Here is a 24,084-nt window from a genome sequence, read left to right on the forward strand (position 1 = left end):
GCGCCTACTCTCAGGGGGCACCTGATGACGATTGAATACACGTTCCATCCAGACCAAAAACTGGCGTTTTTTCGCTTTTTCAACCAGATCACGGTCCAGGACTGTGTCGAAACATTCCGCGCGTATGTGGCGCACCCTGATTTTCGGCCGGACGACCTCATGCTCTCGGACACACGCCAGCTTGAGGGAATAGATGCGACCTGTCTCGGCATCATCGTGGCCGTGGAACGGCTCCTGCCCTGCTTTCGCGCCTTTCCGGATACGGCACGCTCGATCATCTATGCCAAAAACGATTTGATCTTTGGCATGGCCCGAATGATGCAGCAAGTCATCGAACCGGTCAGCACGTTTGAATTTCAGATACATCGGACAGAGGCGGACGCGCTCGCCGCCGCCAACATGCCCCAGACCAGCCTGGATGATCTTGCGCGCGAACTTGGCGTTCTCGCTCCCCTCGCCTGAACGCTTGTCCGTCGCGCCGGAACCTGCTTTCCTGATCCTGCTCCGCGCACCGTCGGGGATATGGGGGACCAACAGATGATCACACCGGCGTTCAGCATCGGCATCGAAGAAGAATACCTGCTGGTCGATCCCACCACGTGCGCTCTGGTCGAGGCGCCAAAATCCCTGATGACGGCCCTCACGCAGGACTTGGGGGATCAGGTCAGCCCCGAGTTCCTGCAATGTCAGGTCGAAATCGGGACAAAGCCCTGCGCCACGATCAACGACGCCCGCGACGATCTCAAACGTCTGCGGAGCGCTGTCCTCACCCGCGCGGCAGACCACGGGCTTGCCCCCATCGCGGCTTCCTGCCATCCGCTCGCCGACTGGAAAAAACAGACCCCCACGGACAAGGATCGCTACAATCAGCTTGGCCGCGACCTCGGCGGTGTGGTCCGCCGCATGTTGATCTGCGGGATGCATGTGCATGTCGGCCTGGACGATAACGCCCTGCGCGCAGACCTGATGCGTCAGGCAAGCTACTTCCTGCCGCATCTTCTGGCGCTCTCGACCTCCTCGCCGTTCTGGCAGGGCGAAGACACCGGGCTGGCCTCCTACCGCATTTCGGTCTTCGACAACCTGCCCCGCACCGGCCTGCCACCGCAATTTTCAACCTGGGCGGAATTTGATCGCTCGGTGCAATTGCTCGTGGACCTCGGCGTGATTGAAGACAGTTCCAAGATCTGGTGGGATCTGCGCCCGTCGTCCCGGTTTCCGACGCTGGAAACGCGGATCATGGATGTGCAGCCGCGTATGGAACACGCGCTGACACTGGCGGCGATCACCCAATGCCTGATGCGGATGCTCTGGCGGTTGCGGGTCAAAAACCAGCGCTGGCGCGTCTACGACCGCTTCCTGATCGAGGAAAACCGCTGGCGCGCGCAACGCTATGGCACCACCGAAGGGCTGATCGACTACGGTCGCGGCGAGATCGTGCCTTTCGCGGAATTGGTCGAGGAACTGATCGACCTGCTCGAAGAAGACGCAGGCGTGCTCGGCTGCGCGTCCGAGCTGCACCGCGCCCGCGACATGGTCAAAGCCACCTCCGCCACGCGGCAATTGGCGGTGCGCAATGCCGCACGCGACAGCGGCGCAGACAAGGACAGCCAGATGCGCGCCGTCGTCACCCATCTGATCGACGAATTCCACGCCGATCTCTGAACGCCCCGCCCCTTGTCGCCCGCAACGCCGCGCGATAGGCAACGCCAAAGCTTGCAGAGGTCGCCCATGACAGTCGCCATCGCCACTTCCGATTACTTCGTTCAGGGCGAGACCTTCATCAATCGCCACATCGAACACATGTTCGGCGGCAACACCTGCGTGATCTGTGGCCGCCACAATGGACAGGACCCGCTGGGAAAACCGCTGTTCGAGCGCCGCGCAAAGCTGTCACGCGCCGACACGTTCCGCGCGCCCTTCGCCATTGCGGCAGGCGCTCTGACCCACGCCACCTCGCGCGTGCCCTTCGGGGACAACCGCCGCGCTCTGGCCCGGTTCATAAAGGCGCAGGACGTCGATGTGATCCTTGCGGAATTCGGCACACAGGCGATCGTTCTGGCGCCTCTGGCCAATGACCTGAACATCCCGATCTTCACCTATTGGCGCGGCACCGACGCGTCCAAGATGCTGCGCGTCAAACAGCGCGTGCGGTCGTACAAGCTGATGATGCCCCGCCTCGCGGGCATGTTCTCCGTCAGCCAGTTCCTGCTCGACAACCTTGCCGCCCATGGCATCCGCCACGACAACGCCCACGTCGTGCCCTCCGGCGTCGACATTCGCCGCTTTACCCCCGGCGAAAAGCGCCCCGGCAGCTTCCTCGCCGTGGGACGTATGGTGGAAAAGAAAGCGCCGGAGATCACCCTGCGCGCCTTTGCCGAGGCCGCCCGGCAGCGTGACGCGCATCTGACCTTCATCGGTGACGGCCCCCTGTTGCAACGCTGCAAGGATCTGGCGCAATCCCTTGGCGTCGCTGACAAAATCACCTTTACCGGCGCCCAGCCGCACGACGTTGTCCGCCAGCACCTGCACCATACCGAAGTGTTCCTGCAACACTCCGTCACGGCCAAGGACGGCAACACCGAAGGCCTCCCCACCGCCATTCAGGAGGCGCTGGCATCCGGCTGCATCACCCTGTCCACGCGCCATGCAGGCATCCCCGAAGCGGTCGAGGATGGCACGAACGGGCTGCTGGTCGACGAATGGGACGAAGCCGGGTTTGCACGCCAGATCGCCCACATCCTCGACATGCCCGACCGCTCCGCCATGGCCACCGCAGCGCGCCGAACCGCCGAAGAAAAATTCGACAACGCCAAGGGGCTCGCCCGGGTCGAGGACATCCTGCGCAAAACCCTCGCCTGACAGCACCTTGTAATTTACGGCAAAATAACGGGAACATTCTGCACGGTTCCTCGTTGTATCCCCAGACGCCGGATTGGTTCGGCATAGATACATCTAGGAGATACATCATGACCGGACTCGGTTGGTTCGCAGCTATCATCATCGGCGGCATTGCAGGTTGGCTTGCAGAAAAGTTCATGCATTCCAACATGGGCCTCATCATGAACATCATTCTTGGCATCGTGGGTGCCGTGATCCTCAACGCCATCCTGATGGCCGTCGTGGGCACCACGCTTGGCGGCTGGATCGGTCAGCTGATCATCGGCTTCATCGGTGCCTGCGCTCTGATCTTTATCGCACGCGCCGTACGTGGTCGCGCCTGATATTTCAGTAGAAACTTTATAGAACGAACAATGCGCGTCGGCCTTCGGCCGGCGCGTTTTTCATATGAAAGTGCCCATGTTCTCTGATCTCTCCCTTCCGCTCGTCCTGCTGATTTTTGCCGCCGCCGGAGCGGTTGTGATCTTTGCTTCGATCCGCGCCACCCACCTTGCCGACACCATCGCCGACCGCACCCGCATGGGCGAAGCCATGGCCGGTGGCCTGATCCTTGGCGGCGCGACGTCACTGTCGGGCGTGGTGGTCTCCGTCACGGCGGCCAGTTCCGGAGACGCCAGTTTCGCCGTCTCCAACGCCGTCGGCGGCATCGCGGCCCAAACGCTGTTCCTCGCGCTGGCGGACATGCTGTGGAAGGGCGCCAATCTCGAACATGCCGCTGCCGAACCTGCCAACCTGTTTCAGGCCGTGATGCTCATCATCCTGCTGGCCTTTCCCGTGCTGGCCATGGCGGGCCCTGATGTCTCCTTCCTTGGCATCCACCCCGTGAGCGTTCTGATTTTCCTCGCGTATCTCTATGGCGTGCGCCTGTCCTCCACCGTCGCCGAGGACCCCATGTGGACCCCGGTGGAAACCCGCGATACCCGCCACGACGAACCCGAGGACGATACCGAACAGAACAAATCCGCCAAGCGTCCCGCCATGATCTTCATCGCGTTGGTGACGCTGATGGGGCTGGCGGGATGGGTCATCAGCCAGATCGGCGGAAGCTTCATCACCCGCTTCGGGCTCTCGTCCTCGCTCGTCGGCGCGCTGCTGACCGCCGTCGTCACCTCCCTGCCCGAACTGGTCACCACCATTGTCGCCGTGCGCAAGGGCGCGTTGCAGCTGGCCGTGGGCGGGATCATCGGCGGCAACACCTTTGACACGCTGTTCCTCGTGTTCTCCGACGTGGCCTACCGCGATGGGTCGATCTACAATGCCGTCGGCCTCACCGATCTGTACTGGCTTGCCACGGGCCTGTTGATGACGGCCGTTCTGCTCGCGGGCCTCGTGCTGCGCCAGCGGCGCGGTCCGGCCCGCATCGGCGTCGAATCCGTGGTGATGATCTGCATCTATGCCAGCGCCGTCGCTGTCGAAGTCCTCGCCTGACACACCTTGCAATCTGCGCCCCTCCCTGCCTAATCTGAACAAGCGTTCATTTACGGAGCCGCCCCAGCGGCCCCACGGCATGGGAGGGTCAGAAATGGATTTTGCGCTGACAGAGGAACAATCGGCAATTTTCGACATGGCGCATGCCTTCGGGCAGGAACATATCGCGCCACATGCCCGCCAATGGGAAGCCGATGGCACCATCCCCAAAGACCTCTGGCCCCAGCTGGCGGACCTGGGCTTCGGCGGGCTCTATGTCTCCGAGGAATCCGGTGGCGCAGGTCTCAGCCGTCTGGACGCCACGCTCGTGTTCGAGGCGCTCTCCATGGCCTGCCCGTCTGTCGCGGCCTTCCTGTCGATCCACAACATGTGCGCCCGCATGATCGACAGCTTTGCGGACGACGCGTTCAAAGCCCGCGTTCTGCCAAAGGCGCTCAGCATGGAAACCGTGCTCAGCTACTGCCTGACCGAACCCGGGTCCGGCTCTGACGCCGCCGCCCTGAAAACCCGCGCCGCAAAGACCGACCAGGGCTACACCCTCAACGGGACCAAGGCCTTCATCTCCGGCGGCGGCTATTCGGATGCCTATATCGTCATGGCACGCACCGGCGCGGACGGCCCCAAAGGCATCTCCACCCTATACGTGGAAGACGGCACCAAGGGCCTTTCCTTCGGGGGGCTGGAGGAAAAGATGGGCTGGAAAAGCCAACCCACCCGGCAGGTGCAGTTCGACGATTGCCACGTGCCACCAACCGCCCTGCTCGGCGAAGAAGGCAAAGGCTTCAAATACGCCATGGCCGGGCTGGACGGCGGCCGCCTGAACATCTCCGCCTGCTCGCTCGGTGCGGCGCAGACCGCGCTCACCATGACGCTGCAATACATGTCCGAACGCCGTGCCTTCGGCCAATCCATCGACCAGTTTCAGGCGCTGCAATTCCGCCTCGCAGACATGGAAATCGAACTGCAGGCCGCCCGCACCTTCCTGCGTCAGGCCGCCTGGAAGCTCGACACCGGCGCGCCTGACGCCACCAAATTCTGTGCCATGGCCAAGAAATTCGTCACCGAGGCGGGCTCCAAAACCGTGGATCAATGCCTGCAACTGCACGGCGGTTACGGCTACCTCGCGGATTACGGCATCGAAAAACTGGTCCGCGATCTGCGCGTGCACCAGATCCTCGAAGGCACCAATGAAATCATGCGCCTGATCGTCGCGCGCCAGATGCTGGCCAGCTGAGCCATTCCGTTTCTCTGCGTTACAAATACCTCCGGGGTCCGGGGCAGCGTCCCGGTCCAACCACACCTTAAAGGCCCGACATGAGCGATCTGCATATCCGTACCACCGGCCAGGCTGGCCACATCACCCTCACCCGGCCAAAGGCGCTGAACGCCCTGTCCCACGACATGTGTCTGGCCATCGAACAGGCCATCGACGCCTGGCGCACTGATGACTCCGTCGCGCTGGTGATCCTCGACGCCGAGGGAGAAAAGGCCTTCTGCGCCGGCGGCGACATCGCGCAGATGTACCGCAGCGGCATCGCGGGCAACCCGGACTTTGCCCGTACGTTCTGGCGCGAGGAATACCGCCTCAACGCCAAGCTGGCGGAATACCCCAAGCCGATCGTCTCGTTCCTTCAGGGGTTCACCATGGGCGGCGGCGTGGGGCTTGGCGGCCATGTCAGCCACCGCATTGTCGGCGATACCTCAAAGATTGCGATGCCGGAGGTTTCCATCGGCTTCATCCCGGACGTGGGCGGCACCTACCGTCTGGCCAAGGCGCCGGGCCGCCTGGGTGAATACCTCGGCCTCACCGCCCACCGCATGACCGCCGGCGATGCGATCCACGCGGGTTTTGCCGATCTCTACATCCCTGAAGACGCGTGGCCCACGCTCAAGACCACCCTGTCCGAAACCGGCCAGACCGACGCGCTCACGCAGGCCGCGCAGACGCCGCCCGCCAGCGCTCTCGCCGACCAGCAATCGCAGATCGACGCCCTCTTCGCCGGGGAGACACTGACAGATGTCATCAACCTGCTGCGCCACGGCACATCGGATTTTGCGGCCGAAACCCTCGCCACGCTGGAGAAACTCTCGCCGTTGTCGATGGCCATGACGCTGGAGATGATCCACCGCCTGCGCGGCCCCTCGCTCGACATTCGCAAGGCGCTGGAACTCGAATATCGCGTCAGCCACCGCATCATGGAGCATGGCGATTTTCTCGAAGGCATCCGCGCCGCCATCATCGACAAGGACAAGACCCCGCACTGGCGCCACACCCTCGACAATCTGCCCTCTGTGGCGGTGTCGAAAATGCTGATGCCGCTGGGCAAAGACACATTGGATTTCAAGGAGAGCAGCATGAACATCGCCTTTATCGGACTGGGCAACATGGGCGCGCCCATGGCCGCCAACCTCGCCAAGGCAGGCCACACCGTCACAGGTTTTGACGTGGCCGGCACCACCGCCGAGGGCGTGGCCATGGCGGATACAGCGGCCAAGGCCGTCGCGGATGCCGCCGTGGTCATCACCATGCTGCCAAACGGTCAGATCCTGCGTGACGTCGCCGCCGACATCATCCCGCACATGGCCAAGGGCGCGGTGCTGCTCGATTGCTCCACCGTGGACGTGGACGCCGCCCGCGCGGTGGCCGAGCTCTGCACGCAATCGGGGCTGCTCGCGCTGGACGCGCCTGTCTCCGGCGGCATTGGCGGCGCGGCGGGCGGCACGCTCACCTTCATGGTCGGCGGCTCCGGCGACGCCTTTGCCATCGGCAAGCCGCTGTTCGACATCATGGGGCAAAAAGCCGTGCACTGCGGCGCCTCCGGCAACGGTCAGGCGGCCAAGATCTGCAACAACATGATCCTTGGCGTCACCATGATCGCCACCTGCGAGGCGTTCTCGCTCGCGGACAAGCTGGGTCTCTCGCGTGAGGCGATGTTCGACGTGGTCTCCACCTCTTCGGGGTACTCATGGTCGATGAACGCCTACTGCCCCGCGCCAGGCGTCGGTCCGCAATCCCCGGCGGACAACGACTACAAACCGGGCTTCGCCGCCGATCTGATGCTGAAGGATCTGCGCCTCAGCCAACAAGCCGCCGAAGCCGCAGATGCCGACACCCCCATGGGGGAAGCCGCCTGCGAACTCTACCGCCAATTCGTCGAGGCCGAGGATGGCAAGGGCCGCGACTTCTCCGCCATGTTGCCCCGCCTCGCCGCACGCAAACGCGGCGAATGATTGCCTGCCGCTCAGCGCCAAATCGCTGAGCGGCAAAGCACTTATGGAACGGTTTCCCGGACGGGCGCATTTCTTGCAAATCGTCCCTGTCAAAGGAATCGTTCCATGTTTCGGACACTGACCGCTGCCACCCTCGCCGTCGCCACACTGTCGATGCCCTTCGCCGCCCAGGCGGGCTCCACGGGCTGTCCTCAAGGTCTGGCGCAAAAGAACAATGGATGCATGGCCCCCGGTCAGGCGAAAAAGCAGCCCGCCACACATGACCAGACAGACATCATTGTGCTGGCTCCGGGTGACCGCCTCTCAGGCGAATACCGCCGCATCGACGACCCAAGCCAATACGGCCTCAACCCGCATCGCGCGTATTATCGCGTCAATGATCAGATCTACCGCGTTGATCGCCACACCAAAGAGGTTCTGGATGTCATCGGAGCCGTCGCCGCGCTGGAGAACTGACCCGACGGGCGCAAGGTCGGTTGATCCATGTCATATTCAAACTCTCATACATGAGTTACTCTGATCTCAGAAAACAGATTGGGAGTGATGACATGACAAAGAACATGGGACAGGCCGACCGCCTCATCCGAAGCATCCTGGGCGTTGTGCTCATATTGCTCGCCGTTACGAGCCTGGCCAGCGTCTGGGCATGGATCGCCGGAGGGGTCGGCGCCGTCATGCTCGCAACTGCGGCGTTGGGCACGTGCCCGCCCTACAGCTTGCTCGGCATCAACACCTGCAGTCGAAAGTGACATAAGCAGACGACGCCGAATGCTCTCGAAACAGGCGGTGACGATCTGCGATCAGGGAACGGTTCCCGATCACATCGCGTTGATCACTCAAAGAAAGGTCCAACGCATGTACAAACTTCTCATGGGTGGAGCCGTGGCCTTTGCCATGTCCTCCACCGCGCTCTCCGCCGCGCCGATCCAACTGCACAGGGGCATTTCGTTGCCCAGCGACGCCGCTGCCCAAGCCGACATCTGGCTTGCAAAAGGCAAGGACGACAAGGGCAACGGCAAAGCCAAGGGCCACGCCAAAAAGGTGAAGAAAAACCACGGTCCTAACCATGAGGACAAGGGCCCGAAGGGCAAAGACAAGCCCAAGAAAGCCAAGGCTAACGGCAACGGCAACGGCAACGGCAAGCCTGAAAAGGTCAAAGCCGACAAGGGCAAGGGCAACGGTTCTGCGAACGCCGCAGAAAACAACGCCAGTGCAAAACTCCGCCGCGCCTTCACGCCCGAAGAGCGCCAGGAAACGGCAACCCGCCTCTTTTCAACTTCTGCGCCCAGTGGCCGTGATATGCTGACCGTGCTCGGCGCGACAGCGCTCGGTCTGGCATCGTCGCAACTGGTGGTGGCTGACACACCCGAGGGTGAGCTGATCACCTACGCCAACTGCCCGCCCGGGCTTGCCAAGAAAGACCCACCCTGCGTGCCACCGGGCCTCGCCAAGAAAGGCGTGACCTTCGACGAGTGGGCATCTTACGATCGCGACCGCTATGACGAGATCTGGGTAGAGCGTCGCGAGGCATGGAATGACCGCGATGTGGTGCCGGAGCCAGACCTGCTTTTGCTTCAATCCGATGACATCGCAGAGCTTTTCAATCTCGGCCCCGCACCCTCCGGGCAGCGCTACGGCCTGATCGACGGCCTGCCGGTGTTGCTGGACGAAGAGGATTACACATCGCTTCTGCTGGTCAATCAGATGGCGCAGATCGACGGCCTCAGTGACAGCCTGCCCATCGCACCGACCGCCGCGCTGACGCAAGATGAGCTGATCAGCCTCTACCGCTTGCCGCAACTCGGCGCGGAAGAAAACTACGCCGTGGTCAACGGCCAGCTCGTGCGGATGAACGACGACGAATACGAAATACTCCAGCTGATCCGCGTGGCACGCGCGATCCTTTAACCCGTTACCCCGAAACGACAAAGGGACGCCAAACCGGCGTCCCTTTTTTCATGCCTGAGCGGTAAACCTACTCCGCCGCGACTTTCTTGGGCTGCAACATCGGCTTCAGATAATGACCGGTGTGCGAGCGTTCCTCCTCGGCCACCTGTTCCGGCGTGCCGACGGCGACGATTTCACCACCGCCATCACCGCCTTCCGGGCCGATGTCGATCAGCCAGTCCGCCGTCTTGATGACATCCAGGTTATGTTCGATCACGATCACCGAATTGCCCTGATCCACCAGCTCATGCAGCACCTCCAACAGCTTGCGCACGTCCTCGAAGTGCAGGCCCGTGGTCGGCTCGTCGAGGATATACAGCGTCCGCCCCGTGGACCGTTTTGCCAGCTCCTTGGACAGCTTCACCCGCTGTGCCTCGCCGCCCGACAAGGTCGTCGCCTGCTGGCCGACCTTGATGTAGCCAAGGCCCACCCGCATCAGCGCGTCCATCTTGTCGCGGATGCTCGGCACCGCCTTGAAGAACTCCTGTGCATCTTCAACCGTCATATCAAGAACGTCGGCTATGCTCTTGCCTTTAAACTGAATCTCCAAAGTCTCGCGGTTGTAGCGCGCCCCTTTGCAGGTCTCGCAGGTCACGTAGACGTCGGGCAAAAAGTGCATCTCGATCTTGATGACACCGTCGCCTTGACACGCCTCGCACCGCCCGCCCTTGACGTTGAAGGAGAAGCGTCCCGGCTTGTACCCGCGCGCCTTTGCCTCCGGCAGACCGGCGAACCAGTCGCGGATCGGCGTGAACGCCCCGGTGTAGGTCGCAGGGTTCGAACGCGGCGTGCGCCCGATGGGCCGCTGGTCGATGTCGATGACCTTGTCGAGATGCTCCAGCCCCTTGATCGTCTCGCAAGGGGCCGGTGTCTGACGCGCGCCGTTCAGCGCCATCGAGGCCGATTTGAACAGTGTCTCGATGGTCAGCGTCGACTTGCCGCCGCCCGACACGCCCGTCACGCAGACGAACTTGCCCAGTGGGAATTCTGCCGTCACGTTTTGCAGGTTGTTGCCCGTCGCGTTGACGACCTTGATCTTCTTCTTGTTGCCCTTGCGCCGCTTCAATGGCACCGCGATTTCGCGCGTTCCGGCAAGATACTGGCCCGTAATGCTGTTCGGGTCGTTCTGCACATCCATCGGCAGGCCATGCGACACCACCTGGCCACCGTGCACCCCGGCGCCCGGTCCAATGTCGAACAGGTAATCCGCCTCGCGGATCGCCTCCTCGTCGTGCTCCACCACGATCACGGTATTGCCCTGATCGCGCAGGCTTTTCAGCGTTTCCAACAGCCGCGAGTTGTCGCGCTGGTGCAGGCCGATGGACGGCTCGTCCAGCACATACAGCACCCCGGTCAGCCCCGACCCGATCTGGCTCGCCAACCGGATACGCTGGCTTTCACCGCCCGACAACGTGCCCGCATTGCGTGACAGCGTCAGATATTCCAGGCCCACGTTGTTGAGGAACCCTAGCCGCTCGCGGATTTCCTTCAGGATGGCGCGGGCGATCTCGTTCTTCTGCTTGGTCAGCGCTGCGGGAACGGTTTCGCACCAGTCAAAGGCCTGCTTGATCGACATCTCGACCACCTGCCCCACGTGGCGCAGATCGTCTTGGGGACCGATCTTGACCGCCAAGGCCTCCTCGCGCAGACGGTAGCCGTCACAGGTGCCGCATGGGCGGTTGTTCTGGTAGCGTTCGAACTCTTCGCGGATCCAGTTCGAATCCGTCTCGCGGTAGCGGCGTTCCATGTTGGGGATCACCCCTTCGAACACGCGCTCCACGTTGTAGATGCGCCCGCCCTCATCGTAGCGGAACATGATCTCCTCATCGCCGGAGCCATGCAGGAACACCTGCTGCACATGGGCGGGCAGATCTTTCCACCGGGCGTTCTTGTCGAACTCGTAGTGCTTGGCCAGGCTGTCGATGGTCTGGATGAAATAGGGCGACTTGCCCTTGCGCCACGGAGCCAAGGCACCGTCTTTGATCTTCAGTGTCTGATCCGGCACCACCAGCCGTTCGTCAAAGAACAGCTCGACGCCAAGACCGTCGCACTCCGGGCAGGCCCCAAAGGGCGCGTTGAACGAAAACAGCCGCGGTTCGATCTCGGGGATGGTAAACCCCGACACCGGACAGGCGAAATTCTCCGAAAACGTCATGCGTTCCGGGGTGGCCGAGTCCTCGCCGTCCTCCGCCTTGGGCGCGGTTTCCAGAATGGCGATCCCATCCGCCAGATCCAGCGCCGTGCGAAAGCTGTCCGCCAACCGCGTCTGCATCCCGTCCCGCACCACGACCCGGTCCACCACGACGTCGATGTCGTGGCGGAATTTCTTGTCCAGTGTCGGCGGCTCGTCCAGTTCGTAGAAGTCGCCGTTGACCTTCACCCGCTGAAAACCCTGCTTGCGCAGCTCAAGGAATTCCTTGCGGTATTCGCCCTTGCGGTCGCGCACGATGGGGGCCAGCAGGTAGGCGCGTGTGCCCTCCTCCAGCCCCATGACGCGGTCGACCATGTCCTGCACCTGCTGCGCCTCGATGGGCAGGCCGGTTGCGGGGCTGTAGGGCGTGCCGACCCGCGCGTACAGAAGACGCATGTAATCGTAGATCTCGGTCACGGTGCCGACGGTCGAGCGCGGGTTCTTGGACGTGGTCTTCTGCTCGATGGAAATCGCCGGGCTGAGGCCGGAAATATGATCCACATCGGGCTTTTGCATCATGTCGAGGAACTGCCGCGCGTAGGCGGACAGCGATTCCACGTAGCGGCGCTGCCCCTCGGCGTAGATCGTGTCGAAGGCCAGCGAGGATTTGCCCGACCCCGACAGGCCGGTGATGACAACCAGCTGATCGCGCGGAATATCCACGTCGATGTTCTTCAAATTGTGCTCGCGCGCGCCGCGCACTTCGATTTGCTTGAGATCAGGCATTGGCGTCCTCGGCAGTCATGACCGACCAAACATAGGGCAAATGCTGCACCGCGCCAATGGGGGTCGCGGAACATTTACCGAACATCAAGGATTCCTGTTTACATTCATATTGCAGAATGGATCAATTTCATGGTTCCCGACAGGAGGGGCTGAAAATGTTCGCATTCATGCAACGCAGCCGAGAGGTCACCGCCATGACCGCTGCGGAGGCTGTGACCCGCCACGCCGCCGGTGACATCGTATTGATCGACATTCGTGATCCATCCGAATTGCGTCACGGAAAGGCCCGCGGCGCGCTGAACATTCCCACCGCCAACCTGTGGAAATACGCCGACCCGCGGTCCACGACATGCCAGCCGGAGCTGAAACAGGGCAAGCCCATCGCGGTCTACTGCGCCTCCGGGGCCCGCTCGGCCGAAGCCAAACAGATGCTCCAGCGGCTCGGTCACGAACAGGTTCACAACATCGGCGGGCTGGTGCATTGGCGCCGCGCCGGGGGCGCCGTCGACTAAAGCACAGGGCACCTCGCAGCGCCCTGCCCCTCGCCGAAATATCGCTCACCGATACAACAACGACTCTCCATCAGCGAAGAGATGCACCTTGGACGGCTCGGCGGTCAGCGTCACGCCCCGCCCCCGCATCCCCGTGTGGATGCCCGGCAGCTTGGCGATGACCGCCGCGCCGCCTTGCGGTTTGAAATACAACAACGTGACCTCGCCAAGCGCCTCCGTGATCTCCACCTCTCCGGTGAACACCGGCGGCGCGTCGGTCAGGGTGAAATCTTCTGGCCGTATGCCGACATTCACCGTGCGCCCCATGTCGGATGCCTCGGTGGGCACATCGGACAGCACCTCGCCGCCACCGGCCAGTGTCACACGGGTCTGCGCCCCGGTGGCGGTCACCTCGCCGGGCAGCAGGTTCATCGCCGGAGAGCCGATGAACTGCGCCACGAACTCATTGCGCGGCTGCTCATACAGCTCCAGCGGCGGGCCAACCTGCGCGATCCCCTTGTTTGCCAGAACCACGATGCGCGTGGCCAGCGTCATCGCCTCCACCTGATCGTGAGTCACATAGACCATCGTCCGGTCGGGCATGGATTCCTTGAGCTGCGCAATCTCGATCCGCGTCGCCACCCGCAACGCCGCATCAAGGTTCGACAGCGGTTCGTCGAACAAAAACACCTTCGGGTCGCGCACGATGGACCGCCCGATGGCGACCCGCTGACGCTGCCCACCGGACAGCGCCTTGGGCAGGCGATCAAGGTAGGGATCAAGCTGCAACATCTTCGCCGCGCGTGTCACCGCCGCGTCGATCTGCTCCGGCGATTGCTTGGCCAGTTTCAACGCAAAGGCCATGTTCTCGCGCACCGTCATATGCGGATAAAGCGCGTAGGACTGAAACACCATGGCGATGCCGCGCTGCGCCGGCGGCACATCGTTCACCACCTGACCGTCGATCTCCAGCGTGCCACCGGTGATCTTTTCCAACCCGGCAATCATGCGCAGCAGCGTCGACTTGCCACAGCCCGAGGGGCCGACAAACACGATCAGCTCCCCCGGTTCGATGTCCAGATTGATGTTGCGCAACACGTTGACCGCGCCGCCGTATGTCTTCTCGACATCTGTAAGTTTCAGTCCCGCCATCTCTCTCCCCCTTTGATGCGCGTCCGCCACAGGCGCTATGCTGCGGCGAACGCGACTGAAGTCTACTGCGCCTTCAACGCCAACGCCGGCTGCCACGGTCCAAGATGCAGCTTGCCGTCCCACCCCGGTGCAGCGCTGCCAAGCTCCTGGCCAATCTGGTGCCATTCCCCCGCCGGTGCGTCGAGCGTTGCGGGTTCTCCGGACAGGTTCACCGCGACAAAGATCGTCTCGTCTTCGTGCGTCCGGGTGAAATGCACCACGCTGCCCGTTGCCGCGACCTTGGAATGCGCGCCCTTCTTCAGGGCCTTGTGCGCATGGCGGAATCCGATCGTCCGGCGATAGTGGTGCAACAGCGCGCCCGGATCATTCTCCTGCTCGGACACCGCCAACGGCAGGTGTTGATGCGACACCGGCAGCCACGGTCTTTCTGCCGAGAAGCCGCCATTCTGGCTGCTGTTGTCCCAGACCATCGGCGTACGACAGCCGTCGCGGCCCTTGAACTCCGGCCAGAACTCGATGCCATAGGGGTCTTGCAGATCCTCGAACGGCACATCTGCCTCGCCCAGACCCAGCTCTTCGCCCTGATAGATGCAGACCGACCCGCGCAGGCACATCATCAGCGTGTTCATCGCCCGGCTGGCCGCAGGTGGCAGATCCCAGCGCGTCGGGTGCCGCACCACATCGTGGTTGGAATAGGCCCAGCAGGCCCAGCCGTCCGGCACCTTCTCGTCGACCATCTCCATGACGTTCACGACGCGCTCCGCCGAGGGGCGGTGATTGGAGAGGAATTCAAACGAATAGCACATGTGCACGCGGTTATCACCGGCAGTGTATTCGCCCATGATCTCCAGCCCCTTCTGGGCATCGCCAACCTCGCCCACGGCCGTTGCCGCCGGATATTCATCCAGCAAGGCGCGGAACCGCTCCAGGAACGCAAGGTTCTCCGGCCGGTTCTTGTCGTACAGGTGCAGCTGGTGGTTGTATGGATTGACCTTCGGCGCGATGGAATCGTCGCGCTCCTCCGGCGGCAGGCCGGGATTGTCGCGCAGTTCAAGGTCGTGGAAGTAAAAGTTGATGGTGTCCAGGCGGAAGCCATCAACCCCACGATCCAGCCAGAACCGCACCGAGGCCAGCAAGGCATCCTGCACCTCCGGGTTGTGCAGGTTCAGGTCGGGCTGCTCGACAAGGAAGTTGTGCTGGAAATACTGTTCCCGCCCCGGATGCCACTGCCAGCCCGGCCCGCCAAAGATCGACAGCCAGTTCGTCGGCGGCGTGCCATCGGGCTTGGGATCGGCCCAGACGTACCAATCCGCCTTCGGATTGTCGCGCGACGACTTGCTTTCAAGGAACCACGGATGCTCGTTCGAGGTGTGCGACAGAACGAGGTCGATCATCACCTTGATGCCGTAGAAATGCGCCGTCTCCACCAGCACGTCGAAATCCGACAGCGTGCCGAACATCGGGTCCACGTCGCAGTAATCGCTGACGTCGTAGCCGAAATCCTTCATCGGCGAGGTGAAAAACGGCGAAATCCAGATCGCGTCCACGCCGAGAGAGGCGATATGCGGCAGGCGTCCGGTGATCCCGTTCAGATCCCCGATGCCGTCGCCGTTGCTGTCCTGATAGGAGCGCGGATAGATCTGATAGATCACCGCACCGCGCCACCAATCCTTGTCCACGGATTTCGGGTCGATTGTCTGCTCTGTCATAAAATGTCTTTCCTGTTCCGGGCCGGGAGGTCTGGCTCGCACGGGCCCATCTTTCGCCTCGGACCGACGCCCAAGGCATGGTTAACCTCTATTTCACCGATCCCGCCAGCAAGCCGCGCACGAGATACCTCTGCATTGCAAAGAACACGAACAGCGGGACTGCAATGCTGACAAAGGCCGCCGTGGCAAGGATTTCCCAATTGCCCCCGCGCGTGCCCAACAATTCAACGATCTGGTTGGTCATCACGGTGGTTTGCCCTGTTGCATCAATCAGGAAAACCTTGGCCACAAGCAGATCGTTCCACGTCCACAGGAACTGAAAGATCGCGAAGGACGCCAACGCCGGATAGCTCAGCGGCAGGATGATCTTGGTAAAAATCTGAAACTCGGTGGCCCCGTCCACCCGGGCGTTCTCGATGATATCCCGCGGCAGACCGGCCATGTAGTTGCGCAGCAGATAGATCGCCAAGGGCAGGCCAAAGGCCGTATGCGCCAGCCACACCCCCAGGTAGCCTTTGCCGATGCCGATCTGCAAATGCAGCTTCAGGAGCGGGATCAGCGCCAGTTGCAACGGCACCACCAACAGCCCCACCACAAAGGCGATCAGCAGCGCGCGCCCCGGAAAGTCCATCCACGCGAGGGCATAAGCCGCGAACGCCGCCACCACGATGGGGATGATCGTCGCCGGGATCGTCACGGTCAGCGTGTTGAAAAACGCCTTGGCCATGCTGTCCGTCGCATTGTCGCTGAACAGCACCTGTTGGTAGTTGGCCAGCGTGAACTCCGGCGGCACCAGCGCGGTGACGAACACCCGCTGCCCGCGCCGCCCCTCGATCTGCTCGGGCGCTTCCATCCGGTAGTCGCCGTTCTCCTGCACGGTGACGCGCTCACCGGCGCGGGTCTCGGCGGTCTCGCCCGCCGCGTAAGCCCCCACATCGCGCGAGGACGTGCCCCAGACCGAGATCGGCGCCGGCTCCACGCCTTCCTCGTCAAACAGGTTGCCCTCGATCACCCAGACATCGCCGTCCTGCACCTGCGTCTCCGGCGACCCCGTGCGCAGCGTCAGGTTCTGCTCGGCGGCAAAGGGCGCCTTCCACCAGCCGGTCGTGGCGATCTGGTCCGCCGTGCGAAACGACGACACGAACAGCCCCACGGTCGGGAACAGCCAGAGCGCCACGATCAGCACCACAGAGATATTCACCGCCCAGCTCAGCGAGGATTTCGATCCAGCGATATTGTCCATCAGGTTTCCTCTCGCGGCTCAGCGCATCTCGCGGCGCGCCTGCACCACGTTCCAGACCAGAATTGGTGTCACCAAGACCATGATGACGATGGCAGAGGCCGACCCCACCCCCCAGTCATTGGCACGGAACAGCTTGTCGAACATGTAGTTGGCCAGAACCTGCGTGCCCCACTGGCCGTTGGTCATGGCGAATACGATGTCAAAGATCTTCAGCACCACCAGCGTGATCGTCGTCCAGACCACCATGATGGTCGGATAGATCTGCGGCACCTTGATCTTGAAAAAGATCTGGAACGGCCCGGCCCCGTCCACGATGGCCGCCTCGATGGTTTCTTCGGGAATGCCGCGCAGCGCCGCCGACAGGATCACCATGGCAAAGCCCGTCTGGATCCAGATCAGAACCACCATCAGGAAAAAGTTGTTCCAGAACGGCGTCGTCAGCCATTGCTGCGGATCATTGCCGCTGAACCAGACGTACATGGCATTCAACACGCCGATCTGCTCGGTGTCCGGCGGGCGCGCGTCATAGACCAGCTTCCAGATCACCGACGCCCCTACAAAGGAGATCGCCATCGGCATGAAAATCAGCGATTTCGCGATATTGCCCCATCTCAGCCGGTCGGTCAGCTGGGCCACGATCAGACCCAGCGCCGTGGACATCGCCGGAACAACGAACAGCCACAACATGTTGTTGGTCATGGCCTCCCAGAACTTCGGCTCAGAGAACATCTGGCTGTAGTTGGCCAGCCCGACAAATGCCCCACCCTGATCGCGGTCGGTCATCGACAGGCGCAGCGTCTCGACCACCGGATAGGCCAGGTAGAGCGTCAGCGCGAACAGCGCCGGAAACAGGAACAGCCAGGGGCGGACCATGTTCGCGCGGTTGATATTGCGCCCCGCGTTCGGCCCCTTGGCGGGAAACAGCACACGGTCGACCAACTGGTTGGAAAAATAGAAATAGGCGACGCAGGCGCCCACACCGATCACGATGGTCATCAGACCTTGTATTGCCGGATGCATCAGCCGCTCTCCTCCCCCAATTGGCAGCCAAAGGCACCCCGCGACCGCGCGGGATGCCCCGTAAGTTCAGCGCGTTACTTCAGCGCGTCCCAGCTGTCCTGGATCTGCTTGCCGACCTCTTCGGACGATGCGCCGCCCGCGTAGTCGACCATCCCGGTCCAGAAGGTGCCCGCGCCGACGCCACCGGGCATCAGGTCCGACCCGTCAAAGCGGAAGGTCGTCGCATCCAGCAGGATTTCGTTCATCGCCCGCAGCGTCGGATCAGAGAACTTGTCCAGATCGACCCCGGTGTGCGGCGTCAGGAAACCCTTCAGCCCCATCCAGATTTCATGCGCGTCCGGCGTTTGCAGATAAGCAATCAGGTCATGCGCCGCCTGGTTCTCGTTGGTGATGGCCCAAAGCGTACCCGCGCCCAAAACCGGCTTGCCCAGATCCTTCTCGGCGTAGGCCGGGAAGTAGAAGAAATCCGCATCCAGACCCACTTCGGTGCCTTCGGGGAAGAACGCCGGGATAAACGAGGCCTGATGGTGCATGTAGCACTGCGGCGGCGAGGCAAAGAGCCCCTTCGGGCTGTCACGGAAGTCGGTGGAGGCCACCGCGCCCCGGCCGCCCGCAACGCGCGCGTCTTCGATGAACCAGCCGAATTCGTCAATCGCGCCGGTCACTTTCGGGTCGGTGAAGGGCAGCTCGTTGGACACCCAGGCATCGTAATCCTCGGGCGACTGCGTGCGCAGCATCATATCCTCGACCCAGTCGGTCGCAGGCCAGCCCGTCGCGCCACCCGATCCCAGACCGATGCACCACGGCGTCTCGCCGTCCTCGACCATCTGCTCGGTCAGCGCCTTGAGATCTTCGAGCGTCTCCGGAACCTCGTAGCCCGCGTCCTCGAAGTTTTCCGGCACGTACCAGACCAGCGATTTCACATCGACCTTGTAGAAAAAGCCGTACAGATCGTCTTCGCCATCCGGTCCGGTGTAGCTGCCCAGATCGACCCAGGACTGCCCCGCCGCGTAGTTTTCCTTGATCCAGTCGCCGGTGCCGTCCTTCAGCGGTGTCAGGAACCCGCGCGACGCCATGTCCGAGGCCAGCCCCGGCTGCGGGAACACCGACACGTTCGGCGCGCTGCCCGCTTCGGCATCCACCATGATCTGCTGCTCAAAGCTGTCAGAACCCACGTAGGACACGTTGTGACCCGATTTCTCGGCAAAATCCGCCAGCACGGTTTCGACCATTTCCTGGTCCGGCCCCAGCCAGGGCCCAAACACCGTCACATCTTCGGCCTGCGCGGCCCCTGCCCCCAGCGCAACAAACGCAACACCAGCATAAAGCGATTTCTTCATTCTCAACCTCCCGGACGACCACAGCTTTGTGGATGAATTCTCGTGCTCCCAGCGCAAAGGTGATTCCCCTCCCCCAAAGCGCTTTGGAGACTTTCAACCTGAGACAAAGCTTAGACTCTGTCAACGCAGAGTCCAACGATTCCCTCCATTTTCAATGCTGCGCCGCAGCATGTCGCGCCGCGCTGCCGCGTCGAAAATACCCCAAGATCGCTTGACTATTCAAAGCGCTTTGGGTGACATGCCGCCATGAACCTCAAAGAACTCGCAAAACACCTCAAGTTGTCTCAGACCACCGTCAGCCGCGCGCTGAACGGCTACCCCGAGGTGAGCGAGCAAACCCGCCAGAGGGTTCAAAGCGCCGCGCGCTCGCTGAACTACAGCCCGAACACCCGCGCCAAAAGCCTGGCCACCGGGCGCACACAGGCCATCGGACATGTGCTGCCGATCTCCGCCAGTCACGAGATGGTCAACCCGGTGTTCGGTGACTTCATCGCCGGCGCGGGCCGCACCTACTCTGCCGCGGGATACGAGATCGTCATCTCTCTGGTGCAGGATCAGGACGAGGCCGCAGCCTACCGCAACCTCCACGCCCGGGGCTCCGTCGACGGCATCCTCGTGCACGGCCCGCATATGTCAGACCCCCGCATCCCGCTGCTGCGCGAGCTGGGGTTGCCCTTCGTGGTACACGGCCGCGCCTCGCAAGAAACAGGCCCCTATTCCTGGCTCGACATCAACAACCAGCGTGCCTTTGAACGGGCCACGGAATTTCTGCTGCATCTCGGCCATCGCCGCATTGCGCTGGTCAACGGCCTGGAATTCATGGACTTCGCCTTCCGCCGCCGCGCCGGTTTCGAGGCCGCCCTGGCCGCCCGCGACCTCAAACCCGACCCCGCCCTCATGCGCTCCGAGGAAATGACAGAGGTGTCAGGATACCGCGCCGCCCGCGAGATGCTGGCGCGCGACGATGCCCCCACCGCCTTTCTCGTCTCCTCCATGATCACTGCCATCGGCATCCGCCGCGCCATCCACGAGGCGGGGCTGGAGATGGGCCGCGACGTCTCGGTCATCACCCATGACGACAATCTGGGCTACCTCAAGAACGGCCACTCCGTGCCGATCTTCACCGCCACGCGCTCCTCCGTGCGCCTCGCGGGGGAACAGGCCGCAGCCATGTTGCTCGACCTCATCCGCGATCCCGCGCGCACCCCGAAAACGCAGGTGCTGGAGGCCGAACTGATTATCGGCGCCTCCACCGGCCCCGCTCCATAAGGACCTCCCATGCGACACAAACGCTCTGATTTTCCACAGGATTTCCTGTTCGGTACCGCCACGTCCTCCTACCAGATCGAAGGCCACGGCCAGGGCGGCGCGGGCCGCACCATCTGGGACGATTACGCCGACACACCCGGCAATGTCGTTCGGGCAGAGAACGGGCAACGCGCCTGCGATCACTACAACCGCTACGAAGCGGACCTCGATCTGGTGCGCGACGCGGGCTTTGACTGCTACCGTTTCTCCCTGTCATGGGCGCGGATCATGCCAGAGGGGCGCGGCACGCCCAACGCCGAAGGTCTGGACTTCTACGACCGCCTCACCGACGCCATGCTGGAACGCGGGTTGAAGCCCGCCGCCACGCTCTATCATTGGGAACTGCCGTCGCCCTTGCAGGACATGGGTGGCTGGCGCAACCGCGACATTGCCGAATGGTTCGCCGATTACACCCGTGTCATCATGGACCGCATCGGCGACCGCATGTGGTCTGTGGCCCCGATCAACGAGCCGTGGTGCGTGGCCTGGCTGTCGCACTTCATGGGGCTGCAAGCGCCCGGCGTGCGCGACATCCGCGCCACCGCCCGCGCCATGCACCATGTGCTGCTGGCGCATGGCCGCTCGATCGAGACGATGCGCGACATGGGGCTGAACAACCTTGGCGCGGTGGTGAACATGGAATGGGCCACGGCTGCCGATGGCTCTCCCGAATCCGTCGCCGCCGCCACACGCTACGACGCCTATTACAACCGATGGTTCCTGTCCGGCCTGTTCAAAGGCGCATATCCCGAAGCCGCTTTGGAAGGGCTTGAGCCACACTTGCCCAAAGGCTGGCAAGACGACTTCGCCACCATCGGCGCCAAGCTCGATTGGTGCGGCCTCAACTATTACACGCGCAAGTTGATCGCCCATGACGACACGCCTTGGCCCGCCCTCAAGGAAGTCGACGGGCCCCTGCCCAAGACATTGATGGGATGGGAGATTTATCCTCAGGGGCTTCAGGACTTTCTTGAGCGCACCGCCCGAAAGTACACCGGCGACCTGCCGCTCTATGTAACCGAAAATGGCATGGCCTCCCCGGATGTGCTGACCGACGGCACCGTTCAGGACGAGGCGCGCATCGCTTATATCAATGACCATCTGGACGCGGTACAGCGCGCGCACGCGACGGGCGTGCCGGTGAAGGGCTACTTCGTCTGGTCCCTTCTCGACAACTATGAGTGGTCGCTGGGATATGAGAAACGTTTCGGCCTCGTGCATGTGGATTTCGACACGCTGGCACGTACGCCGAAAACCTCCTACCATGCGCTGAAACATGCCCTGACCGCCTGACGACACGAAAGACTTTCATGCAGAAACCCGTATCCGTAACCGTTGACATCGGCGGCACCAACACGCGCGTGGCGCTTTGCTCTGGCGGGGAGTTGCTGGACGAGACCGTGCAGCGCTTCCGCAACGCGGACTTCCCCGCGCTGGAGCCGATCCTCGACGCCTACCTCGCCCCGTATTCCATGGTGAACGCAATCTGTATCGACATGGCCGGCCCCGTGAAAGACGGGGTTGGTACGCTGACCAATCTGGACTGGACGATCCACGCAAGCCGCCTGTCGCAGCGCACCGGCGGGGCGCGGGTCGCCGTGCTCAACGATCTACAGGCGCAGGGTCATGCGGTGCCGTATCTCGCCTCCGATAGCCTGCTGACGTTGCTGCCGGGACAGACCGGGCCGTCGGATGTGCGACTGGTGGTCAACGTGGGCACCGGGCTGAACGCGGTGCCGGTGCACACCTCCGGCGCGTTGACTTTGGTCCCTGCGGCCGAAGCGGGACACATCAGCCTGCAAGCGCGCACCGCCGAAGAACTGAGGCTGGTGGACTTCATCAGCGCTCGCCTGCCCTCCTGCGGGCTGGAGGAAGTGCTCTCTGGCCGGGGCTTGGAACATCTGCACGCCTTTGTCTGCGCGGATGAGGGCACGGGCAGCCCACTGAGTGCCGCGGCGATCAAGGATGCCTTTCTCGCCGGGGAGCCGCAGGCGCTGCGCGCCGCCAGGCTGTTCGCCCGCTACCTCGGACGCTATGCCGGGGATCTGGCGCTGACCAACCTGCCCTTTGGCGGGATCTACCTCGTGGGCGGTGTGGCAGGACACCTGGGTCCGCACCTGATGGATCTCGGCTTTGGCGAGGCCTTTCTCGACAAGGGACGCTTTGCCGCTTTCATGGAGCAATTCCCTCTGCACCTCGTGACCGACGACTACGCCGCGCTGCGCGGCTGTGCGCACCATCTGGCAGAGCTTCAGGCAGCGACCTGAGGCGCCACATCCTGAAGAGATCGTAAATTTGTTGTCAGCCGCAACTGCGTGCTGACGTCATGCGTCTTGCCCCTCTGCGTCAAAGCGGTCACAAGAAGTCATGACATTACGCGCCATTCTCCTGATGATCCTGTCCATGTCCCTGCTGGCGTGGTCCGATGTGTTCTACAAGCTCGCCACGCAGGGCAGCTCTATCGGGCAAGCCATGACACTGGTCGCCCTCGGCGGCACGGTGCTGTTCGTGCTGCTCAGTGTCGTGATGAAGGTGCGTATCCTGACGCGGGACGCGCTGCACCCGATGATCCTGCTGCGCAACGGGTTCGAGATCATCGGCGCAATCGGCTTGGTCACCGGGCTGGCCTATGTGTCGCTGCCTGTGTTTGCTGCGATCATGCAGACCGGGCCGCTGACCGTGACCATCGGCGCGGCGATCTTTCTCAAGGAAGACGTCGGCCCGCGCCGTTGGGCGGCCGTGGGTGTCGGCATCCTTGGCATGTTGATCGTGATCCGCCCATGGTCCGCGAGCTTTACCGGATATGAACTTTTTGCCGTTCTGGGCATCGTCGGGCTGTCCGGGCGCGATCTGGTGACGCGCCTGTCGCCCTCGCATATCCCGGCGCTGGCGATCTCTACCTGGGGGTTTGCCTTTACCATCCCGGCCGGATGTGTGCTGTGGTTCCTGTCGGACACCCCGACGGATTGGTCTGCGCCGACCTTGTGGTCCGTGCTGGGCGCAGTGATCGTGACCGCCTCGGGCTACCTTGCGATCACAACGGCAATGCGGCTGGCCCCTGCCGCCATCGTGGCACCGTTTCGCTACACGCGGCTGGTGTTCACCCCGGCGCTTGGCATCCTGATCTTTGGCGACCGGCCTGATGCGCTGACCTACGTTGGCGCGGGCATCATCCTTGTGGCGGGGTTGTACACGTTCTTCAGGGAGCGCGCGCTGGCACAGTCCGTCGCCCCGGTCGGAACCGCTGCGCCATCGCCGGCGCGCAAGGTATCCTGACCCGTCAGGACCGGCGCAACCGTTAGCGCAATCCCTGTTGCAAAGCGGCGTTAGCGATAACAGAAGCGTTTACTTTCTTCACGTGCCTGTTAAACCCATGCCAAACGCCGCTTTGGGAGAGTAC

At 62.7% G+C, this 24,084-nt stretch carries 21 protein-coding genes and 1 pseudogene; 16 read left to right on the forward strand and 6 right to left on the reverse strand.

Annotation, left to right across the window (positions count from 1 at the left end; all coding sequences use genetic code 11):
* Positions 1 to 24 precede the first annotated feature (24 nt).
* The 11 genes and pseudogenes from GGQ68_RS08595 (at position 25) to GGQ68_RS08640 (ending at position 9,465) form a co-directional block, all read left to right on the forward strand.
* Positions 25 to 462: a hypothetical protein gene (locus GGQ68_RS08595; protein WP_183965042.1), complete on the forward strand. Its 438-nt coding sequence runs from the start codon at positions 25 to 27 to the stop codon at positions 460 to 462.
* A gap of 75 nt (positions 463 to 537) precedes the next feature.
* A complete protein-coding gene (locus tag GGQ68_RS08600; protein WP_183965044.1) occupies positions 538 to 1,662 on the forward strand; it encodes a carboxylate-amine ligase in 1,125 nt (374 codons plus the stop codon).
* A gap of 66 nt (positions 1,663 to 1,728) precedes the next feature.
* Entirely contained in the window at positions 1,729 to 2,859 is a 1,131-nt protein-coding gene (locus GGQ68_RS08605; RefSeq protein WP_183965046.1) for a glycosyltransferase, read from the forward strand.
* A 107-nt stretch (positions 2,860 to 2,966) separates the two neighbouring features.
* Positions 2,967 to 3,221 (forward strand): GlsB/YeaQ/YmgE family stress response membrane protein, encoded by a 255-nt coding sequence (locus GGQ68_RS08610; RefSeq protein ID WP_183965048.1) that lies wholly within the window; start codon positions 2,967 to 2,969, stop codon positions 3,219 to 3,221.
* Between the two features lie 76 nt (positions 3,222 to 3,297).
* Positions 3,298 to 4,326, forward strand: a complete 1,029-nt coding sequence (locus tag GGQ68_RS08615) for a sodium:calcium antiporter (protein WP_183965049.1) — start codon at positions 3,298 to 3,300, stop codon at positions 4,324 to 4,326.
* A 94-nt stretch (positions 4,327 to 4,420) separates the two neighbouring features.
* Entirely contained in the window at positions 4,421 to 5,560 is a 1,140-nt protein-coding gene (locus tag GGQ68_RS08620) for an acyl-CoA dehydrogenase family protein (protein WP_183965051.1), read from the forward strand.
* Between the two features lie 80 nt (positions 5,561 to 5,640).
* A pseudogene (locus tag GGQ68_RS24690) lies at positions 5,641 to 6,651 on the forward strand (enoyl-CoA hydratase/isomerase family protein); the annotation flags it as partial.
* Between the two features lie 30 nt (positions 6,652 to 6,681).
* Entirely contained in the window at positions 6,682 to 7,557 is an 876-nt protein-coding gene (gene mmsB / locus GGQ68_RS24695) for a 3-hydroxyisobutyrate dehydrogenase (RefSeq protein WP_343055920.1), read from the forward strand.
* Positions 7,558 to 7,662: 105 nt separating this feature from the next.
* Positions 7,663 to 8,013 (forward strand): RcnB family protein, encoded by a 351-nt coding sequence (locus GGQ68_RS08630; RefSeq protein ID WP_246429311.1) that lies wholly within the window; start codon positions 7,663 to 7,665, stop codon positions 8,011 to 8,013.
* A gap of 92 nt (positions 8,014 to 8,105) precedes the next feature.
* Positions 8,106 to 8,306: a YgaP family membrane protein gene (locus tag GGQ68_RS08635; RefSeq protein ID WP_183965055.1), complete on the forward strand. Its 201-nt coding sequence runs from the start codon at positions 8,106 to 8,108 to the stop codon at positions 8,304 to 8,306.
* A 106-nt stretch (positions 8,307 to 8,412) separates the two neighbouring features.
* The gene (locus tag GGQ68_RS08640; protein ID WP_183965057.1) at positions 8,413 to 9,465 is read left to right on the forward strand and encodes a hypothetical protein; all 1,053 of its coding nucleotides are present in this window, start codon (positions 8,413 to 8,415) and stop codon (positions 9,463 to 9,465) included.
* 67 nt (positions 9,466 to 9,532) lie between these two features.
* Here GGQ68_RS08640 and uvrA read toward each other — a convergent pair whose 3' ends face one another.
* The gene (gene uvrA, locus GGQ68_RS08645) at positions 9,533 to 12,421 is read right to left on the reverse strand and encodes an excinuclease ABC subunit UvrA (RefSeq protein ID WP_183965059.1); all 2,889 of its coding nucleotides are present in this window, start codon (positions 12,419 to 12,421) and stop codon (positions 9,533 to 9,535) included.
* Positions 12,422 to 12,576: 155 nt separating this feature from the next.
* Between uvrA and GGQ68_RS08650 the strand changes: the two genes are divergently transcribed.
* Positions 12,577 to 12,933, forward strand: coding sequence for a rhodanese-like domain-containing protein (locus GGQ68_RS08650; RefSeq protein WP_183965061.1), 357 nt, complete (start codon positions 12,577 to 12,579; stop codon positions 12,931 to 12,933).
* 45 nt (positions 12,934 to 12,978) lie between these two features.
* On the opposite strand, the gene GGQ68_RS08655 is transcribed toward GGQ68_RS08650, so the two are convergent.
* The 5 genes from GGQ68_RS08655 to GGQ68_RS08675 all read right to left on the reverse strand — a co-directional run bounded on the left by GGQ68_RS08655 (position 12,979) and on the right by GGQ68_RS08675 (position 19,376).
* The gene (locus GGQ68_RS08655) at positions 12,979 to 14,064 is read right to left on the reverse strand and encodes an ABC transporter ATP-binding protein (RefSeq protein ID WP_183965063.1); all 1,086 of its coding nucleotides are present in this window, start codon (positions 14,062 to 14,064) and stop codon (positions 12,979 to 12,981) included.
* Between the two features lie 62 nt (positions 14,065 to 14,126).
* Positions 14,127 to 15,773 carry an alpha-glucosidase gene (locus GGQ68_RS08660; RefSeq protein WP_183965064.1) on the reverse strand — a complete coding sequence of 549 codons (1,647 nt, stop codon included), beginning with the start codon at positions 15,771 to 15,773 and terminating at the stop codon, positions 14,127 to 14,129.
* A gap of 88 nt (positions 15,774 to 15,861) precedes the next feature.
* Positions 15,862 to 17,016 (reverse strand): carbohydrate ABC transporter permease, encoded by a 1,155-nt coding sequence (locus tag GGQ68_RS08665; protein ID WP_183965065.1) that lies wholly within the window; start codon positions 17,014 to 17,016, stop codon positions 15,862 to 15,864.
* Positions 17,017 to 17,034: 18 nt separating this feature from the next.
* Positions 17,035 to 18,036: a carbohydrate ABC transporter permease gene (locus GGQ68_RS08670; RefSeq protein ID WP_183965066.1), complete on the reverse strand. Its 1,002-nt coding sequence runs from the start codon at positions 18,034 to 18,036 to the stop codon at positions 17,035 to 17,037.
* A gap of 74 nt (positions 18,037 to 18,110) precedes the next feature.
* Positions 18,111 to 19,376 (reverse strand): ABC transporter substrate-binding protein, encoded by a 1,266-nt coding sequence (locus GGQ68_RS08675; protein ID WP_183965067.1) that lies wholly within the window; start codon positions 19,374 to 19,376, stop codon positions 18,111 to 18,113.
* Between the two features lie 246 nt (positions 19,377 to 19,622).
* Between GGQ68_RS08675 and GGQ68_RS08680 the strand changes: the two genes are divergently transcribed.
* The 4 genes from GGQ68_RS08680 (at position 19,623) to GGQ68_RS08695 (ending at position 23,960) form a co-directional block, all read left to right on the forward strand.
* A complete protein-coding gene (locus GGQ68_RS08680; RefSeq protein WP_183965068.1) occupies positions 19,623 to 20,645 on the forward strand; it encodes a LacI family DNA-binding transcriptional regulator in 1,023 nt (340 codons plus the stop codon).
* A gap of 9 nt (positions 20,646 to 20,654) precedes the next feature.
* On the forward strand, positions 20,655 to 21,977 hold the full coding sequence (locus tag GGQ68_RS08685) for a GH1 family beta-glucosidase (RefSeq protein ID WP_183965069.1): 1,323 nt from the start codon (positions 20,655 to 20,657) through the stop codon (positions 21,975 to 21,977).
* Positions 21,978 to 21,994: 17 nt separating this feature from the next.
* Complete coding sequence (locus tag GGQ68_RS08690; protein ID WP_183965070.1) at positions 21,995 to 22,951, forward strand: glucokinase; 957 nt, start codon at positions 21,995 to 21,997, stop codon at positions 22,949 to 22,951.
* Between the two features lie 100 nt (positions 22,952 to 23,051).
* Positions 23,052 to 23,960 carry a DMT family transporter gene (locus tag GGQ68_RS08695; protein WP_183965072.1) on the forward strand — a complete coding sequence of 303 codons (909 nt, stop codon included), beginning with the start codon at positions 23,052 to 23,054 and terminating at the stop codon, positions 23,958 to 23,960.
* The last annotated feature ends 124 nt before the right edge of the window (positions 23,961 to 24,084 follow it).

Source organism: Sagittula marina, assembly GCF_014196795.1.
Classification (GTDB): Bacteria; Pseudomonadota; Alphaproteobacteria; order Rhodobacterales; family Rhodobacteraceae; genus Sagittula; species Sagittula marina.

Excerpts from the sequence above, each read along its gene's own strand:
- uvrA (WP_183965059.1), bottom strand. The coding sequence starts at position 12,421 with ATGCCTGATCTCAAGCAAATCGAAGTGCGCGGCGCGCGCGAGCACAAT.
- GGQ68_RS08635 (WP_183965055.1), top strand. The coding sequence starts at position 8,106 with ATGACAAAGAACATGGGACAGGCCGACCGCCTCATCCGAAGCATCCTG.
- GGQ68_RS08615 (WP_183965049.1), top strand. The coding sequence starts at position 3,298 with ATGTTCTCTGATCTCTCCCTTCCGCTCGTCCTGCTGATTTTTGCCGCC.
- GGQ68_RS08595 (WP_183965042.1), top strand. The coding sequence starts at position 25 with ATGACGATTGAATACACGTTCCATCCAGACCAAAAACTGGCGTTTTTT.
- GGQ68_RS08695 (WP_183965072.1), top strand. The coding sequence starts at position 23,052 with ATGACATTACGCGCCATTCTCCTGATGATCCTGTCCATGTCCCTGCTG.
- GGQ68_RS08620 (WP_183965051.1), top strand. The coding sequence starts at position 4,421 with ATGGATTTTGCGCTGACAGAGGAACAATCGGCAATTTTCGACATGGCG.
- GGQ68_RS08610 (WP_183965048.1), top strand. The coding sequence starts at position 2,967 with ATGACCGGACTCGGTTGGTTCGCAGCTATCATCATCGGCGGCATTGCA.
- GGQ68_RS08655 (WP_183965063.1), bottom strand. The coding sequence starts at position 14,064 with ATGGCGGGACTGAAACTTACAGATGTCGAGAAGACATACGGCGGCGCG.
- GGQ68_RS08650 (WP_183965061.1), top strand. The coding sequence starts at position 12,577 with ATGTTCGCATTCATGCAACGCAGCCGAGAGGTCACCGCCATGACCGCT.
- GGQ68_RS08660 (WP_183965064.1), bottom strand. The coding sequence starts at position 15,773 with ATGACAGAGCAGACAATCGACCCGAAATCCGTGGACAAGGATTGGTGG.
- GGQ68_RS08670 (WP_183965066.1), bottom strand. The coding sequence starts at position 18,036 with ATGCATCCGGCAATACAAGGTCTGATGACCATCGTGATCGGTGTGGGC.
- GGQ68_RS08665 (WP_183965065.1), bottom strand. The coding sequence starts at position 17,016 with ATGGACAATATCGCTGGATCGAAATCCTCGCTGAGCTGGGCGGTGAAT.
- GGQ68_RS08600 (WP_183965044.1), top strand. The coding sequence starts at position 538 with ATGATCACACCGGCGTTCAGCATCGGCATCGAAGAAGAATACCTGCTG.
- GGQ68_RS08605 (WP_183965046.1), top strand. The coding sequence starts at position 1,729 with ATGACAGTCGCCATCGCCACTTCCGATTACTTCGTTCAGGGCGAGACC.
- GGQ68_RS08675 (WP_183965067.1), bottom strand. The coding sequence starts at position 19,376 with ATGAAGAAATCGCTTTATGCTGGTGTTGCGTTTGTTGCGCTGGGGGCA.
- GGQ68_RS08630 (WP_246429311.1), top strand. The coding sequence starts at position 7,663 with ATGTTTCGGACACTGACCGCTGCCACCCTCGCCGTCGCCACACTGTCG.
- GGQ68_RS08685 (WP_183965069.1), top strand. The coding sequence starts at position 20,655 with ATGCGACACAAACGCTCTGATTTTCCACAGGATTTCCTGTTCGGTACC.
- GGQ68_RS08680 (WP_183965068.1), top strand. The coding sequence starts at position 19,623 with ATGAACCTCAAAGAACTCGCAAAACACCTCAAGTTGTCTCAGACCACC.
- GGQ68_RS08640 (WP_183965057.1), top strand. The coding sequence starts at position 8,413 with ATGTACAAACTTCTCATGGGTGGAGCCGTGGCCTTTGCCATGTCCTCC.
- GGQ68_RS08690 (WP_183965070.1), top strand. The coding sequence starts at position 21,995 with ATGCAGAAACCCGTATCCGTAACCGTTGACATCGGCGGCACCAACACG.
- mmsB (WP_343055920.1), top strand. The coding sequence starts at position 6,682 with ATGAACATCGCCTTTATCGGACTGGGCAACATGGGCGCGCCCATGGCC.